This is a genomic window from Morganella sp. TYF_1 (assembly GCF_043105645.1).
In the GTDB taxonomy this organism is placed as follows: Bacteria; Pseudomonadota; Gammaproteobacteria; order Enterobacterales; family Enterobacteriaceae; genus Morganella; species Morganella morganii_B.
This window is the reverse complement of sequence record NZ_JBICLU010000002.1, coordinates 1-15,316: the sequence shown is the minus strand read 5'-3', so window position 1 is coordinate 15,316 and position 15,316 is coordinate 1. Positions and strand designations below refer to the sequence as shown.

General features: G+C 53.5%; 15 protein-coding genes and 1 riboswitch. Of the genes, 7 read left to right on the top strand and 8 right to left on the bottom strand.

Annotation, left to right across the window (positions count from 1 at the left end):
* Positions 1-53 precede the first annotated feature (53 nt).
* Positions 54-173, bottom strand: a riboswitch (TPP riboswitch).
* A 255-nt stretch (positions 174-428) separates the two neighbouring features.
* Positions 429-2,006, top strand: coding sequence for a methyl-accepting chemotaxis protein (locus tag ACF8OF_RS00780; RefSeq protein WP_392495397.1), 1,578 nt, complete (start codon positions 429-431; stop codon positions 2,004-2,006).
* A gap of 67 nt (positions 2,007-2,073) precedes the next feature.
* Here ACF8OF_RS00780 and ACF8OF_RS00775 read toward each other — a convergent pair whose 3' ends face one another.
* From ACF8OF_RS00775 to ACF8OF_RS00750, 6 genes are read right to left on the bottom strand one after another with little or no spacing between them, the layout of a single operon-like run.
* Entirely contained in the window at positions 2,074-2,748 is a 675-nt protein-coding gene (locus tag ACF8OF_RS00775; protein ID WP_392495396.1) for an HAD family hydrolase, read from the bottom strand.
* Between the two features lie 9 nt (positions 2,749-2,757).
* Positions 2,758-3,786, bottom strand: a complete 1,029-nt coding sequence (locus ACF8OF_RS00770) for an ABC transporter ATP-binding protein (protein ID WP_108655612.1) — start codon at positions 3,784-3,786, stop codon at positions 2,758-2,760.
* Positions 3,787-3,796: 10 nt separating this feature from the next.
* The gene (locus ACF8OF_RS00765) at positions 3,797-4,597 is read right to left on the bottom strand and encodes an ABC transporter permease (RefSeq protein ID WP_392495395.1); all 801 of its coding nucleotides are present in this window, start codon (positions 4,595-4,597) and stop codon (positions 3,797-3,799) included.
* A complete protein-coding gene (locus ACF8OF_RS00760) occupies positions 4,584-5,447 on the bottom strand; it encodes an ABC transporter permease (protein ID WP_392495411.1) in 864 nt (287 codons plus the stop codon). The genes ACF8OF_RS00765 and ACF8OF_RS00760 overlap by 14 nt, the downstream gene beginning before the upstream one ends.
* Positions 5,448-5,469: 22 nt before the next feature.
* The gene (locus tag ACF8OF_RS00755) at positions 5,470-6,294 is read right to left on the bottom strand and encodes an alkaline phosphatase family protein (RefSeq protein ID WP_392495394.1); all 825 of its coding nucleotides are present in this window, start codon (positions 6,292-6,294) and stop codon (positions 5,470-5,472) included.
* A 10-nt stretch (positions 6,295-6,304) separates the two neighbouring features.
* A complete protein-coding gene (locus ACF8OF_RS00750) occupies positions 6,305-7,375 on the bottom strand; it encodes an ABC transporter substrate-binding protein (RefSeq protein WP_279800429.1) in 1,071 nt (356 codons plus the stop codon).
* Between the two features lie 200 nt (positions 7,376-7,575).
* On the opposite strand from ACF8OF_RS00750, the gene nudC reads away from it, so the two are divergent.
* From nudC to ACF8OF_RS00720, 6 genes are all read left to right on the top strand, one after another.
* Positions 7,576-8,358 carry an NAD(+) diphosphatase gene (gene nudC, locus ACF8OF_RS00745; protein WP_029991326.1) on the top strand — a complete coding sequence of 261 codons (783 nt, stop codon included), beginning with the start codon at positions 7,576-7,578 and terminating at the stop codon, positions 8,356-8,358.
* A 92-nt stretch (positions 8,359-8,450) separates the two neighbouring features.
* Entirely contained in the window at positions 8,451-9,518 is a 1,068-nt protein-coding gene (gene hemE, locus ACF8OF_RS00740) for a uroporphyrinogen decarboxylase (protein ID WP_392495393.1), read from the top strand.
* Between the two features lie 25 nt (positions 9,519-9,543).
* Positions 9,544-10,287, top strand: a complete 744-nt coding sequence (gene nfi, locus ACF8OF_RS00735) for a deoxyribonuclease V (RefSeq protein WP_279800426.1) — start codon at positions 9,544-9,546, stop codon at positions 10,285-10,287.
* A 6-nt stretch (positions 10,288-10,293) separates the two neighbouring features.
* Entirely contained in the window at positions 10,294-10,884 is a 591-nt protein-coding gene (locus tag ACF8OF_RS00730) for a YjaG family protein (protein ID WP_025154564.1), read from the top strand.
* A gap of 182 nt (positions 10,885-11,066) precedes the next feature.
* The gene (gene hupA, locus ACF8OF_RS00725) at positions 11,067-11,339 is read left to right on the top strand and encodes a nucleoid-associated protein HU-alpha (protein WP_046895341.1); all 273 of its coding nucleotides are present in this window, start codon (positions 11,067-11,069) and stop codon (positions 11,337-11,339) included.
* Positions 11,340-11,410: 71 nt separating this feature from the next.
* The gene (locus ACF8OF_RS00720; protein WP_392505286.1) at positions 11,411-12,043 is read left to right on the top strand and encodes a DUF1481 domain-containing protein; all 633 of its coding nucleotides are present in this window, start codon (positions 11,411-11,413) and stop codon (positions 12,041-12,043) included.
* Between the two features lie 25 nt (positions 12,044-12,068).
* On the opposite strand, the gene purD is transcribed toward ACF8OF_RS00720, so the two are convergent.
* Together purD and purH are read right to left on the bottom strand one after the other, a co-directional pair.
* A complete protein-coding gene (purD, locus tag ACF8OF_RS00715; protein ID WP_392495391.1) occupies positions 12,069-13,352 on the bottom strand; it encodes a phosphoribosylamine--glycine ligase in 1,284 nt (427 codons plus the stop codon).
* A 16-nt stretch (positions 13,353-13,368) separates the two neighbouring features.
* A complete protein-coding gene (purH, locus tag ACF8OF_RS00710; protein WP_262868440.1) occupies positions 13,369-14,958 on the bottom strand; it encodes a bifunctional phosphoribosylaminoimidazolecarboxamide formyltransferase/IMP cyclohydrolase in 1,590 nt (529 codons plus the stop codon).
* Between the last annotated feature and the right edge of the window lie 358 nt (positions 14,959-15,316).

The following is a 15,316-nucleotide window of genomic DNA, read 5'->3' as shown; positions in this document are numbered from 1 at the left end:
CCGGCTGCTGATAAACCGCGCATGGCGGCGGCTGAAAAACGGCGGTTAAAAAAGAAAAGATTACTCTTGTTCCCTTCGCGGGTACTAACCCGATCAGGTTCCGCGGATCCCGAATTAACGGTCTCAGCCCGATTTATCACAGGGATAAATGCTGGGCACTCCGACAAGAAAGATTTCAGTATAAGAAGCTGCCCGGAAACTACAACCTTTTTATAACATCATTTATTTACCTGAAGCATTCCCGGTCATCCTCCCTGATATTCAGCGGTTACGCCGCTGCGGCTAAAGATAAAAAAAATTAAATTAAAACTGATAATTTCCGGTCAGTTGCCGATGTTTTCTGTCGGCGTGCCTTATTACGGCATATTAAGAAAAAACAATTGGTTATTTATTGGCCTTATTGATTGCTTTCTGCATCAGGAAAAAAAATGAATCTTAAAAATATGACGATCCGGGTCAGGTTATCTGTCACATTCGGTGTTCTGATCGCCATTCTGGCGCTGGTTTCCGGAATGGCGGTGATGAACCTGTATAAAGACAAAGAGATGTTCACGAATTACGTTAACGGGACATATGCACTTCAGGTTCAGGCGTATGAAGTCCGCCATGCGACGGAAGAGCGGGCGATCATGTTGCGGGATATGATCAATGCAACTGATAAGAAAGATAAAACAGAAGAACTGAACCGTTTTAAAGAAGAAGACGGGAAAGTCAGTAAGAGAACGCAGGCGCTGCTGGATATGGTCAATGAGTTCGGCATGGATCCGCAGGGGCGGGCGTTGCTTGATAAGATGATAGCGGATGAAAAACACTATGCCGCCGTGACCCGGGAAGTGCTTGAACTCGATCAGCAGGGACGGCATGAGGAGGCGATTGCGAAAATGATGGATGCCGAATATGCGGCCTCGGATGCCTATATCCTGTCATTCCGTGCCAGCCGCGATCACGGCACGGAAACCGGTAATCAGCTTATTCAGGAATTTAATACCAATTTTGAGCGCCAGAGCAATATTATTCTGGTGTTCGCGCTGCTGGCGTTAACGCTGGCGATTGTCTCCGGGGTGATGATTATCCGCAATCTGACCCGTGCGCTGGGTGCTGAACCCGCACAACTGAAAGAAGTGGCTGAACGGGTGGCCTCCGGTGATCTGTCGCCGTCCGATGAAACGCATCCGGTTCCGGACGGTAGTGTGCTGAGTACCCTGAAGGCAATGCAGAGGAACCTGGCCGGTATCGTCGGCACGGTGCGTAATAACAGTGACAGCATTGTGACCGGCACAATGCAGATAACCAGCGGTAATGCGGATCTGAGCCAGCGTACTGAATCTCAGGCCAGCAGTCTGCAGCAGACCGCAGCATCAATGGAACAGTTATCTGCCACGGTAAAAAGCAGTGCGGAGATCGCGGCAAAAGCGAATATGATGGCAGCGGAAGCGTCCGAAACCGCCCGTCACGGTGGTGAGAAAGTGGATCTGGTTATTCATGCCATGCAGGATATCTCAAACTCTTCCCGCACAATCACTGACATTATCGGCGTGATTGATTCCATTGCATTCCAGACCAATATCCTGGCACTGAACGCGGCGGTGGAAGCCGCACGTGCCGGCGAACACGGGCGCGGTTTTGCGGTGGTATCCGGCGAAGTCCGGACACTGGCACAACGGAGTGCACAGGCGGCCGGTGAGATAAAAAATCTGATTAATGCCAGCGTTGAGCAGGTGAATGCAGGCAGCAAGCTGGTGGCAGAAGCCGGTGAATCGATGCAGGTGATTGTTACTCAGACCCAGGGCGTCAGTCAGATGATTGACGAACTGACGCTGGCGGCAAATGAACAGTCTCAGGGTATTTTGCAGGTCGGCATTGCGGTACAGCAGATTGATGAAGTCACACAGCAGAATGCCGCGCTGGTGGTTGAAAATGCGGCGGCAGCGGAAAGCCTGCATCAGCAGGCGGGACAACTGATGCAGGTCATGACCCAATTCAGGCTGGGAAGCAACGCGGCCTGATCCGGCTGATATCCGCTGCCGTATCTCCGGCAGCGGGTATCGTATTTATCAGTGACAGGCAGGCAGATCAGCCGTTTATTGGGTTTAGCGACCACGTCAGCTGCATCCAACCCTGTTTTTCTGCTTCTGCCTGCAATACCGGGTCGGCGTTGACCGTCAGCACATCGGTGGCATAGCGGCACAGGGGTAAATCGTTGGCGGAATCGGTATAAAAGATCGTACGTTCCGGTAAAAACTGGCGAATATCCAAAAAGTTAGCCAGTTTTTCCACTTTCCCTTCCCGGAAGGTGGTGATCCCCTGCAATGCGCCGGTGTAGTGATCATCCCGGACTTCCAGCTCAATACCAAAGGCCAGATTCACTCCCAGCATCTTCGCCACCGGTTTGACAATAAAATCGGCGGTGGCAGAAATGATGATCACCGGCACGCCGTGTTCTTTATAAAACGCGAGGGTTTTGAGCGCATCCGGGTAGACCAGCGGGCGCACTTTGCTTTCGGTAAAATCAGCCACCAACTCATCAATCTGTGCAACGGTGGCATTACCCAACGCCTTCAGACTGAAGGCCATATACGCGGCCATATCCAGCTTCCCGGCACTGTAATCCGCCATCATCTGCTTATCTGCGGCAAGAAAGGCCGGATCAGTGATAATGCCTTTTTCCCACAGATAATCTGTCCATAACAGGCTGCTGTCTGCAGCGATTAAGGTGTGATCGAGATCGAAAACCGCTAATGTTGACATGACGTTCCTTTAATTGACTGACGGGGCAAGGGCGCGGATTTCATTTTTATTGAACATCAGTTCCAGCTGAGTGCCCTGTTCAAACAGCCGCTCAGAAGAGCGGTTCAGCAGATCCACGGTCAGCGCGCCCAGTCCGGTATCCACCTGATAACGGATAATATTGCCCAGTAACTGACTGTCACGGATTGTACCTGAAACCGGGTGGGAAATGTGTTCCCCGTATTGTCTTCCGGCCTCACGCACATAAATGGATTCCGGGCGGATCGCCACAATACCGCTGAGATTCAGGCCGAGCAGGCTGTTGGCGTTGTGCGCGCTGACCAGATTGTAATGCCCCATAAAACGCGCGACAAACTCATTGGCAGGCTGGGTGTAGAGGTTTTCGGCGGTATCACTCTGCACGATTTCACCTTTGTTCATCAGGAAGATACGGTCCGACATCAGCATCGCTTCTTCCTGGTCGTGAGTGACAAAAATGGTGGTCAGATTCAGTTCGCGCTGGATCTGACGGATTTGCTGACGCAGATGTTTGCGGATTTGCGCATCCAGTGCGGAAAGTGGTTCATCCAGCAGCAGGATGCGCGGTTTCATCACCAGTGCCCGTGCCAGTGCCACACGCTGGCGCTGACCGCCGGAAAGCTGATGCGGCAGATGCTGTTCTTTTCCTTTCAGACCGACCAGCTCAATCACCTCTGCAACGGCTTTGCGCTGTTCATCTTCCGGGACTTTCTGCATCTTCAGGCCGAAGGCAATGTTGCGTTCGGTGGTCATATTCGGGAACAGCGCATAGCTCTGAAATACCATGCCGATTTCCCGCTGCTGTGGCGGTGATAACGTAATATCCTGTTTATTCACATAAATTCTTCCATCATTGACCGGCTCCAGCCCAGCGAGACAACGCAGCAGGGTGGATTTACCGCAGCCGCTCGGGCCGAGCAGGGTAATAAATTCCCCTTTGCTGACAGAAAAATTCAGACCGGAAAAGACCGGGGTGGCAGCAAAGGATTTTGTCAGGTTTTCAGCAATTACATAGCTCATCAGTGATTCCTCAGCGGCTTAAGCGTGTCGCGATCAGGGTCAGGATCAGGGTGAAAATAAAGTAGCTTGCCACCAGAGCGGAGGTGAAGTGACCGCTGGTCTGGCGCATGTTATAGAGATAGATTTGCAGGGTTTCGTAACGGGTACCGACCAGGATATTAGCAAACACAAACTCGCCGAACAGGAAGGAGAAGGCGATCAGCAGTGACACCAGCAACCCTTTGCGGATATTCGGTACGATCACCAGCAGAAACGCTTTAAAAGTCCCTGCACCGAGCAGATGGGCAGCATCCAGCAGATCTTTCAGCGGCACGCCGTTCAGACTGTTAGCCAGCGCCCGGTACATAAACGGCAGGGTGATGGTGAAATAGGTACCGATCAGGATCCACGGCGTCCCTGCAATCGGCAGCGGCCCGTCAGCAAACAGCTGCAGTAAGCCGACAGAAGAGACCACCGGCGGCACGGCGAACGGCAGAATAATCAGGATCTCCATCAGCCCTTTCAGTCGCGGGAAGTAATAAAACACGGCAAACACCAGCGGCAGGATCACCAGGGTGCTGATGGCGAGCGTGACAAAACAGATAAACAGCGAGCGGCCGAACGCGGCGAGAAAACGCGGATCCTGCCACAGCTTCAGATACCACTGTAACGTCAGGCCGTCCGGCAGTACCGTGGCTCCCCAGCGGGTGGAGAAGGAATACAGCAGGGTCGCGATAATCGGCAACAGCAGCAGGATCACAATCAGGCTGAGCATGATTTTGTGATAACGCGCCATGGACGGCGGATTAAGTGTGAGATCAGCACGTGGCATGGTAACTCCGTTTCAGCAGCCAGTGATAGACAGTAGTGATGAATCCGAGGATAACCATCAGCAGAACAGACAGTGCCGCCGCCATATTCGGCTCCAGGAACAGGTCGCCGGACACCAGGCTGGCGATACGGATGGTCACCATATTGTAGTTCCCGGTGGTCAGCGCATAAGTGGAGGCATAAGCCCCGGCGGCATTGGCAAACAGGATGATAAAGGTGCCGAGCAGCGCCGGAGAGAGCACCGGCAGCGCAACATAGCGCCAGTAGGCGAGGCGACCGGCACCCATGGTTTTGGCGGCATCCTCCCATTCCGGTTTCAGGGCATCAAAGGCCGGATAGAGCAGCAGAATTCCCAGCGGGATCTGAAAATAGAGGTAAATCAGCATCAGTCCGGCGGCGCTGTACAGATTGAAATCCTCAATCACCCCCCAGGCTTTCAGTTGCAGGGTAATGGCTCCGTTGACGCCGAGAATGATGATGAAAGCGAACGCCAGCGGCACACCGCTGAAATTGCCGGTCATATTGGTAAATGCGATCAGCCAGCGGCGCGGGCGCGGCGGGGCGTGCTGTAAGGAAGCGGCAAACAGTGCGGCGAGGATCAGCCCGCCGACTGACGATACCCCGGAAATCCACAGGGTATTTTCAAAGGACTGAATATAAAAAGGGCTGCTGAAGATGTCGGTAAAGTTACCGAATGACCAGGCATCGTCATACACGAAACTGTTGATAATCACCCATAACATCGGCGCAAGCTGGAAAAGCGCGAACAGCAGCGCGGCAGGAAGCAGTAACAGCATCGGTTTCAGCGGCAGACGGCGTGACAGGGGGCGGGTATGTTGCTTACTTTTCATCGCGGTCAGCTCCGGCAGAATATCAGCCATGTTGCGTCTCCCGCAGCAGGCGCGGTACAGCGGTTTTGTTGTGCCCGCTCAGGCCGAGCAACCGGCAGATGGTGCCGCACAGCTGTGTCTGCTGCACCGGAAGATCGGCCTCATGAGAGAAGGCGTCACCGGCAACAAACAGCGGGACGGTGCGCTCTTCATCCAGAATCCCGCCGTGAGAGCGGTCATTGTTCATGCCGTGATCACTGGTCACCAGCACCTGATAACCGGCCTCCAGCCAGCCGGGCAGATACGCGGAGAGCAGGCCGTCTGCACGGCGGGCACTGTTGCGGTACTGCTGTGAATCGACACCGTACTTATGACCGGCATCGTCAATATTCATCGGGTGAATAAGCAGGAAGTCGGGGTGGTAGTGACGGCGCAAATATTCCGCATCGAGAAATAAATGGTCGTCCGGATAATGATCCACCTGATAAAAACAGCCGTGTTGTATCGCAAGCGAATCATCGTGAGTGAAACGGTCACGGACTGCATCAAACGGGGCACGGTTATACAGCTCACTGACCCAGTGATAAGCGGCGGCAGCGGTGGTTTTTCCGGCTTTTTGTGCGAGGGAGAAAATACTGTCGTTGTGTGACAGGCGCACCACCTGATTGTGCACCACACCGCTGTCAACCGGGCGCACACCGGTCAGAATGCATTCATAAAGCGGGCGGGAGAGCGAGGGCAGTTCACAGCTCAGGCGGTACAGTGTGGCGTCCCCGGATTCGGCTAACCCCTGCATAAAGCCCATGCAATCATGGGCTGTGCGGTAGTTTAAGCCATCCAGAACAACCAGGATAACTGGGTTATTCATTGTCATTCCGTTAATTCATGTTGATGATAACGTTCTGCTGCCACAGTTTCGGCAACTGGCGGGAGGTTTTTTCCCAGCCGTCAAAATCAGTAATCGGTTTGGCGTTGCTGTACTGGGATTCCGGCAGCAGTTTGGCTTTGATATCGTCCGGTAAAGTCAGGTGTGCGGCGCGGATAGGGCGGGCATAGCCTTCGGCCAGGTTGAGCTGTCCTTTATCACTGAAGATAAATTCACGCGCCAGTTTGGCGGCGTTCGGGTTCTTCGCATATTTGTTGATGATGGTGGTGTAACCGGAGGTGACAGAGCCGTCAGACGGGATCACCACGGTAAAGCGTTTGGCATCAATCTGGTCGCGGTAGTTAAGGGCGTTGAAATCCCACATTACCGCCACTTCCACTTCCCCTTTCTCCAGGTTGGCCACGCTCGGGTCATTCAGGGATAAACGCTTCTGCTTGGCGAGATCAGCAAACAACTCAATGGCAGGCTGGATATTGGTTTCATTACCGCCGAGGGCAAAGGCCGCAGACAGCACGCCGCTGTTAGCCTGCGCCGCGATACCGACATCACCGATTGTCACGCGGTAGTTACCGTTGCGCAGATCAGCCCAGCTTTTCGGCTGTTCTTTGACAAGATCATTATTGATGATAAATGCAATAGTGCCGGTATAGGCCAGCGCCCAGTTACCGTCTTTATCTTTTGCCCAATCCGGGATCTGATCCCAGGTGGTCGGTTTGTAAGGCTGCACCACATCTTTCTGTACGGCGACAGGGCCGAAGGCGGCACCCACATCCCCGATATCTGCGGTGGCATTACTTTTTTCAGCGGCGAATTTGGCAATTTCCTGGGCGGAGCTCATATCGGTATCCTGATGGCGGATGCCGTAGAGCTTTTCAAGATCAGACCAAGTGCCTTTCCAGTTGGCCCAGGTATCCGGCATTCCGACACTGTAAACCACGCCCTCTTTTTTGGCTGCGGCAATCAGTTCTTCAGGAATGGTATTTTGTCCGGCAGAGAATGCAGAGAAAGAGGCGGAAACAGCAACGGCGGTCAGCAATATTTTGGCAGCAGGAAAACGTGTCATAAAACCCTCGTCAGTTAACTGATTCAGTATCAGTGGTGAGGCTAGGGTATGACGTGTTTGTGACAGGCAACTGACACCCGTGTGACACTTTTCTGACAGACGGGTGACAGGGAAATGCATCCCTCGTTATGCTGAGTATTCTCCCGGCAAAGGGAGTATGATTTAATCCATTATTATTTCATTAACATGATGTCTCTATTATGCAGCAGATTTTAACAGGCAATGAAACCGGCTACTGGGTGATCAGCGCGGATAACCGCGTCTGGCTGCCGGAAGGACAACTGCCGGAGGGCAGTGCGGCGCAATGGATGCTGACCGGGAAACCGGCGGTGCGTATCGGGGAGTGGCAGGGGCTGCCGGTCTGGCTGATCCGCGAAAAAATGCGTTCCGATATGTGTTCGCCGCGCATTATTGCCGCAGAGAATGATGATCTCTTCAAAATGGCCGGACGCGGCGTGCAGCTGGCGGAATTTTACCGCTCGCACCGCTATTGCGGCTATTGCGGCGCAGCCATGAAATACAGTGAAAGTGAATGGGCGTGTCTGTGTGACAGCTGCCGCGAGCGTTACTATCCGCAGATAGCGCCGTGTATTATTGTCGGCATCCGCCGTCATGACTCTATTCTGCTGGCACAGCACCGCCGCCACAAAAGCGCGCCGCTGTTTACCGTGCTCGCCGGGTTTGTCGAAGTCGGTGAAACCCTGGAAGAAGCCGTTGCCCGTGAGGTGATGGAAGAGAGCCGGATTGAGATTCAGAATATCCGTTATGTCTCCTCGCAGCCGTGGCCGTTCCCGCACTCGCTGATGATGGGATTCCTGGCGGATTATGCAGACGGTGAAATTCATCACGATCCGTCAGAACTGCTCAGTGCAGACTGGTACCGCTATGATAATCTGCCGGTTATTCCGCCGCCGGATACCATTGCCCGCCGTCTGATTGAAGATACGGTTGCACTGTGCCGTCAGGATGACGAAGACGCATAACACCGCCCTGACCCCGGGCGGCAGGCGTGCTACAATGGGTTTTATTCAGGACGTCAATACGTTACGCGGCCAACAACTTTTTGGAGTCTGTCATGAGTGAACTGAAAAACGACCGCTATCTGCGGGCATTACTGCGTCAGCCGGTGGATGTCACCCCCGTGTGGATGATGCGCCAGGCCGGGCGTTATCTGCCTGAATATAAAGCCACCCGCGAACAGGCGGGGGATTTTATGGCGCTGTGCAAAAACACCGAACTGGCCTGTGAAGTCACCCTGCAACCGCTGCGTCGTTTCCCGCTGGATGCGGCCATTCTCTTTTCCGATATTCTCACCATTCCTGATGCGATGGGCCTCGGGCTCTATTTTGAAACCGGCGAAGGGCCGCGCTTTGTGCATCCGATCCAGAATGCCCGCGATGTTGAAAAACTGCCGGTGCCGGACCCGGAGCAGGAACTCGGTTATGTCATGAATGCCGTGCGCGCCATCCGCAAAGCCCTGAACGGTGATGTGCCGCTGATCGGTTTTTCCGGCAGCCCGTGGACACTGGCGACTTATATGGTGGAAGGCGGCAGCAGCAAAGCCTTTACCAAAATCAAAAAGATGATGTATGCCGAACCGCAGACCCTGCACCTGCTGCTGGATAAACTGGCGGACAGCGTGATCCTCTATCTCAACGCGCAGATTAAAGCCGGTGCGCAGTCCGTGATGATTTTCGACACCTGGGGCGGTGTGCTGACCGGGCGTGATTACCGTGAGTTTTCACTCAATTACATGCACAAAATTGTCGATGGCCTGATCCGCGAAAACGATGGCCGCCGTGTGCCGGTTACTCTGTTCACCAAAGGCGGCGGACAGTGGCTGGAAGCCATGGCGGAAACCGGCTGTGATGCGCTGGGGCTCGACTGGACCATGGATATCGCGGATGCCCGCCGCCGCGTCGGTAATAAAGTGGCCTTACAGGGTAATATGGATCCGTCCATGCTCTATGCATCACCTGCCCGTATTGAAGCGGAAGTGGCATCCATTCTGGCCGGGTTCGGGCAGGGCGAGGGTCATGTGTTTAACCTCGGGCACGGCATCCACCAGGATGTTCCGCCTGAGCATGCCGGTGCATTCGTTGAATCGGTACACCGCCTGTCAGCCAAATATCATCAGGGCTGATCACTGACAGATCACGGAGGTCACCATGACAGCCATTGACACCCGCGCCCTGAAAGCCCGGCAGACGGAACTGGCACAACAGGTCAGTTTGCAGGATGTACCTCTCAATCCCCGCTATATTGCGGGGGTGGATGTCGGCTTTGAGGACGGGGGAAACATCACCCGGGCTGCTGTGGTGATCCTCACCTGGCCTGAGCTGGAAGTGGCGGAGTATCAGACCGCCCGTATTCCCACCCAACTGCCCTATATCCCGGGGCTGCTCTCCTTCCGTGAAATTCCCGCTGCCCTTGCCGCGTGGGAGAAACTGACGTTAAAACCGGATCTGGTGCTGGTGGACGGGCAGGGCCGTGCCCATCCCCGCCGTCTCGGTGTTGCCGGTCACCTCGGGGTGTTGCTGGACTTACCCGCCATCGGTGTGGCCAAAAGCCGGTTATGCGGCACATTTGAACCGCTGGCGGAAGAGGCCGGGGCGCAGTCACTGCTGACAGACAACGGTGAGCCGCTCGGCTGGGTCTGGCGCAGCAAAAACCGCTGTAATCCGCTGTTCATTTCCCCCGGTCATCATATGAGCATCAATACCGCGTTGACCTGGGTAAAAGCCCTGACACGCGGTTACCGCCTGCCGGAACCGACCCGCTGGGCTGATGGTATTGCCTCAAATCGAACATTTTTTGTCCGGTTGAAACAGAAATTTCCCGATTTTCCACGTAAAGATGTGGATATCATGGATTTTCAGGTAAACTGCGGCTCACATCAGAGTAACGAGTAAAGCGGAATGTTAAAGAACCCGATCCACTTACGGCTGGAAAAACTGGAAAGCTGGCAGCATCTCACTTTCACGGCCTGTCTGTGCGAGAGAATGTACCCGAATTATGCCGTTTTTTGTCAGCAGACCGGGTTTACCGATCCATCGCTTTACCGGCGTATTCTGGATCTCATCTGGGAAATCCTGACCGTCAAAGACGCAAAAGTGAACTTTGATAACCAGCTGGAAAAGCTGGAAGATGTCATCCCTGATGCAGATAACTATGATATTTACGGTGTGTATCCGGCGATTGATGCCTGCGCGGCACTCAGTGAGCTTATCCATACCCGCCTGAGCGGGGAAACACTGGAGCATGCGATTGCGGTCAGTGAGATTTCTGTCGGCACTGTCGCGGTACTGGAAATGACACACGCCGGACGCGAAATGTCCGACGACGAATTAAATGAATTGCCCGCCGTGGAAGAAGAGTGGGACATTCAGTGGGAAATTTACCGCTTATTGGCCGCCTGCGAAGAGCGCGATATTGAGTTGATAAAAGGCTTGAAATCCGATCTCCGTGATGCGGGGATCAGCAATATTGGCGTTAGTTTAGGCGATTAAATCAAAAAACGTGATTTAAGCCTATAAATGCCGGTGTTAAAGGCTTCACATTTGCCCCGTCTCTGGTCTACAGTGGGGGGCGAAAAGAAGTGGCTATCGGGGCGCGTGTATCAGGGCTGTCAAAAGGCACATCCGACGCACTCGATGCTTTGCAAACGATAAACACACTGTAAGGATATTTTATGAATAAGACTCAATTGATTGATGCTATCGCAGAAAAAGCAGAGCTGTCTAAAGCACAAGCTAAAGCAGCGCTGGAATCAACTCTGGCGGCCATCACTGACTCTCTGAAAGAAGGCGATGCTGTACAATTAGTTGGCTTCGGTACTTTTAAAGTTAACCATCGTGCAGAGCGTACTGGCCGTAACCCGCAGACCGGTAAAGAAATCAAAATTGCAGCAGCAAACGTGCCTGCTTTCACTGCCGGTAAAGCACTGAAAGACGCAGTAAAATAATTGCGTTGCAAAAACAGATTGATAGAGGGGGATTTCGTCCCCTTTTGTTGATCAGACAGGGGCTGCTTGCATTGGGTTTTGGCTCATTGCTCAGCGCCTGCTCTGTTCAGTCTGAGTTTCCTCCCTTCAGCGCATCCGGCTATATCGCGGATGACGGCGCTGTCAGAATGTGGCGTCTCAACGCCGACAACCAACCCCGTGTCCTGATGAGTGTTTTCAGTCCTTACCGCAGCGGACAGCAGACTGTCGTCACCGTTTATGAATACCGCAGGGGCAGGCTCTGGCAGATCCGCGCAGAATATCTGGGTGATAACGGTTTCTCTGAACAGATACGGCTGGATCACGAGGGCAATACCATCTTTATGCAGCGTGATAAAGACGGGCATAAATCCCCGCTGACCACGGATGAAATCACGCGGATGACCTTTGTGGCTGACAGGCAGCTGATGCTTAACAGCGCACTGGTGGTCGGTGATATCCGGCTGAAGCAGGGGCAGTGGCGCGACAACTATGTCACGGATTGCCGGGGTAATAAATCGTATATTGAATTTGATGCGGAAACAGAGCGGTTCCTGGCGAAGCGTCAGCGCAGCAGTGCATCACCTATCTACATTGCATGGCTGGATTCACCGGAAGGACGGGAAATACTGCTGGCGGCAAATGATAACTTCTGTAAATGGGAACCTACGGAAGATTCACTGTAAATCTCCCGCAGGTTATTAACGCCGTTTACTTATTCAGGCGGTCAATGGCACGGTAACCGATGTCACTGCGGCAAAATGCATCATCCCAGTGAATATGTTTCAGTGCGGCATAAGCCTGCTTCTGCGCCTGAGCAATATCCTCACCCAGTGCCGTCACACACAACACCCGGCCGCCGTCAGTGACAACCGCACCTTCTTTCAGCGCCGTTCCGGCCTGGAAGACTTTGCAGTCTGCTTCCTGAACATCCAGTCCGCTGATCACATCACCTTTGCGGTAATCCCCCGGATAACCACCGGCTGCCATCACCACACCAAGCGCCGGACGCGGATCCCACTGTGAGGTTTTTCCCGCCAGTTTTCCCTGTGCACCGGCCAGGCAGAGCTCAACCAGATCTGATTGTAACCGCATCATAATCGGCTGGGTTTCCGGGTCACCAAAGCGGCAGTTAAATTCAATCACTTTCGGCTCGCCGTGTTCATCAATCATCAGCCCGGCGTATAAAAAGCCCTGATAGGTATGACCTTCCGCCGCCATACCTTCAACAGTCGGATAAATCACTTTTTCCATCACCCGCTGATGAACGGTATCGGTCACTACCGGTGCTGGGGAGTAAGCGCCCATGCCGCCGGTGTTCGGCCCGGTGTCATTGTCACCGACCCGTTTGTGATCCTGGCTGGTCGCCATCGGCACCACATTCTTACCGTCCACCATGACGATAAAACTGGCTTCCTCGCCGGTCAGGAACTCTTCAATCACAATGCGGTGCCCGGCATCACCGAAAGCATTACCGGCCAGCATGTCATGTACCGCGTCCTGTGCTTCTTTCAGGGTCATGGCGACGATCACACCTTTACCGGCCGCCAGGCCGTCAGCTTTGATCACCACCGGCGCACCGGTTTTGTTCAGATAAGCCAGTGCCGGTTCAACCTCAGTAAAGTTCTGATAGTCCGCTGTCGGGATATGGTGACGCGCCAGAAAATCTTTGGTGAATGCTTTGGAGCCTTCCAGCTGCGCGGCACCTTTGGCCGGGCCGAAGATAGTCAGACCGGCGGCATTGAATGCATCAACCACACCCAGTACCAGCGGGGCTTCCGGGCCGACAATCGTCAGGCCGATATTATTGGCACGGGCAAACGCGACCAGACCGTCAATATCTGTCGCGCTGATATCCACATTGGTCAGGTTTGGTTCCTGTGCGGTACCGGCATTACCGGGCGCGACATAAACATTGGTTGCCAGCGGGGATTGTGCAGCTTTCCAGGCCAGCGCGTGTTCGCGTCCGCCATTACCGATAATCAGGATATTCATAAGTCAGCTCCGGGTATTAATGACGGAAATGGCGCATGCCGGTGAAAATCATCGCGATATTGTGTTCGTCTGCCGCCGCAATGACTTCATCATCACGGATAGAGCCGCCCGGTTGGATCACGCAGGTAATACCGACAGCGGCGGCTGCGTCAATTCCATCGCGGAACGGGAAGAACGCATCGGAGGCCATGGCGCATCCCGCCACTTCCAGTCCTTCGTCACCGGCTTTGATCCCGGCAATTTTCGCGGAGTAAACACGGCTCATCTGACCGGCACCCACGCCGATGGTCATATTATTCTTCGCATAAACAATGGCATTGGACTTAACAAACTTCGCCACTTTCCAGCAGAACAGGGCATCTTTCAGCTCCTGCTCTGTCGGCTGACGTTTACTGACCACTTTCAGGTCGTTATCGCCGACCATCCCGAGATCGCGATCCTGCACCAGCAGGCCGCCGTTCACCCGTTTGAAATCAAGGGCAGCAACCGGATGCTGCCACTGACCGCAGGTCAGCACGCGGACATTCTGTTTTGCCGCGAGAACCGGCAGCGCATCTTCCGCGACGGACGGGGCAATAATCACTTCCACAAACTGACGTTCAATAATTTCAGCCGCCGTTTTGGCATCCAGTTCGCGGTTAAAGGCGATAATACCGCCGAATGCGGAGGTCGGGTCAGTTTTGAAGGCATTGTCATAGGCGGTCAGTAAAGTATCGGCAACGGCTACGCCACACGGGTTGGCATGTTTGACGATTACGCAGGCCGGTTTATCAAACTGCTTTACACATTCAAGGGCTGCATCTGTATCAGCAATATTATTATAAGAGAGGGCTTTGCCCTGTAACTGCACAGCAGTACTGATGGAGGCTTCCTGAATATTCTCTTCTATATAGAAGGCGGCATTCTGATGGCTGTTTTCGCCGTAGCGCATATCCTGTTTTTTAATGAAGTTGAGATTCAGGGTACGCGGGAACTGACCGGAAGGCTGAGTGGTATCGCCGAAGTACGGTTTGACTTTCTGACCGAAATAGTTGGCGATCATGCTGTCATAAGCCGCTGTATGCTCAAAGGCTTTGATGGCGAGATCAAAACGGGTATCGAAACTCAGGCTGTTTTGTCCGGCATCCATCTCAGCAATGATATTGCTGTAGTCACTGCTTTTTACCACAATCGCCACATCTTTATGGTTCTTCGCGGCGGAGCGCACCATGGTTGGCCCGCCGATATCGATATTTTCAACCGCGTCTTCCAATGTGCAGCCGGGTTTTGCCACGGTTTCCGCAAACGGATAGAGATTCACAACCACCATATCAATAGCGGAAATCTGATGCTTCGCCATAATTTCATCATCGGTGCCGCGGCGGCCGAGGATCCCGCCGTGTACTTTCGGATGCAGGGTTTTGACACGTCCGTCCATCATTTCCGGAAAACCGGTGTAATCGGAGACTTCAGTCACCGGCAGACCGGCGTCAGCCAGCAGGCGGGCAGTACCGCCGGTTGATAACAATTCAACACCACGGGCGGAAAGAGCCTGAGCAAATTCAGTGATGCCGGTTTTGTCAGAGACACTGAGCAGAGCGCGACGGATTGGGCGAAGCTGTTGCATGAGTTTGGATCCCTTGAATTCAACGAATAGATGACAATAGGTTGCAGGTGAAATCGGTGTATCTCATAAGATTTCAAAACCCGGAGTAAAAAGCAACGGTACACGAATGCAGCAGATTGTAACGCAAACGTTTGCGTGTTGCTTGTGAATTTTGTGATTTTTTACCACCTGTGGATAACTTTGTGTGTAACCCGGTATAAGCAGGGGTTTTGCTGGGGAATGCAGCAAACAGTCAGAAAATATAAAATTAACACTTGTCTTCTGAAAGCGACTCCCTATAATGCACCTCCACTGACACGGAACAACGCGCTAACACGCGGTCCGGCAGGAAAAAAGAGAACGGCAGATAAGAAATTAT

Bases quoted from the DNA above. Each gene is read 5' to 3' on its own strand.
- ACF8OF_RS00775 (WP_392495396.1), bottom strand. From the start codon at position 2,748: ATGTCAACATTAGCGGTTTTCGATCTCGATCACACCTTAATCGCTGCA.
- ACF8OF_RS00750 (WP_279800429.1), bottom strand. From the start codon at position 7,375: ATGACACGTTTTCCTGCTGCCAAAATATTGCTGACCGCCGTTGCTGTT.
- nudC (WP_029991326.1), top strand. From the start codon at position 7,576: ATGCAGCAGATTTTAACAGGCAATGAAACCGGCTACTGGGTGATCAGC.
- hupA (WP_046895341.1), top strand. From the start codon at position 11,067: ATGAATAAGACTCAATTGATTGATGCTATCGCAGAAAAAGCAGAGCTG.
- nfi (WP_279800426.1), top strand. From the start codon at position 9,544: ATGACAGCCATTGACACCCGCGCCCTGAAAGCCCGGCAGACGGAACTG.
- ACF8OF_RS00765 (WP_392495395.1), bottom strand. From the start codon at position 4,597: ATGCCACGTGCTGATCTCACACTTAATCCGCCGTCCATGGCGCGTTAT.
- ACF8OF_RS00755 (WP_392495394.1), bottom strand. From the start codon at position 6,294: ATGAATAACCCAGTTATCCTGGTTGTTCTGGATGGCTTAAACTACCGC.
- hemE (WP_392495393.1), top strand. From the start codon at position 8,451: ATGAGTGAACTGAAAAACGACCGCTATCTGCGGGCATTACTGCGTCAG.
- purD (WP_392495391.1), bottom strand. From the start codon at position 13,352: ATGAATATCCTGATTATCGGTAATGGCGGACGCGAACACGCGCTGGCC.
- ACF8OF_RS00730 (WP_025154564.1), top strand. From the start codon at position 10,294: ATGTTAAAGAACCCGATCCACTTACGGCTGGAAAAACTGGAAAGCTGG.
- ACF8OF_RS00760 (WP_392495411.1), bottom strand. From the start codon at position 5,447: ATGAAAAGTAAGCAACATACCCGCCCCCTGTCACGCCGTCTGCCGCTG.
- ACF8OF_RS00780 (WP_392495397.1), top strand. From the start codon at position 429: ATGAATCTTAAAAATATGACGATCCGGGTCAGGTTATCTGTCACATTC.
- purH (WP_262868440.1), bottom strand. From the start codon at position 14,958: ATGCAACAGCTTCGCCCAATCCGTCGCGCTCTGCTCAGTGTCTCTGAC.
- ACF8OF_RS00770 (WP_108655612.1), bottom strand. From the start codon at position 3,786: ATGAGCTATGTAATTGCTGAAAACCTGACAAAATCCTTTGCTGCCACC.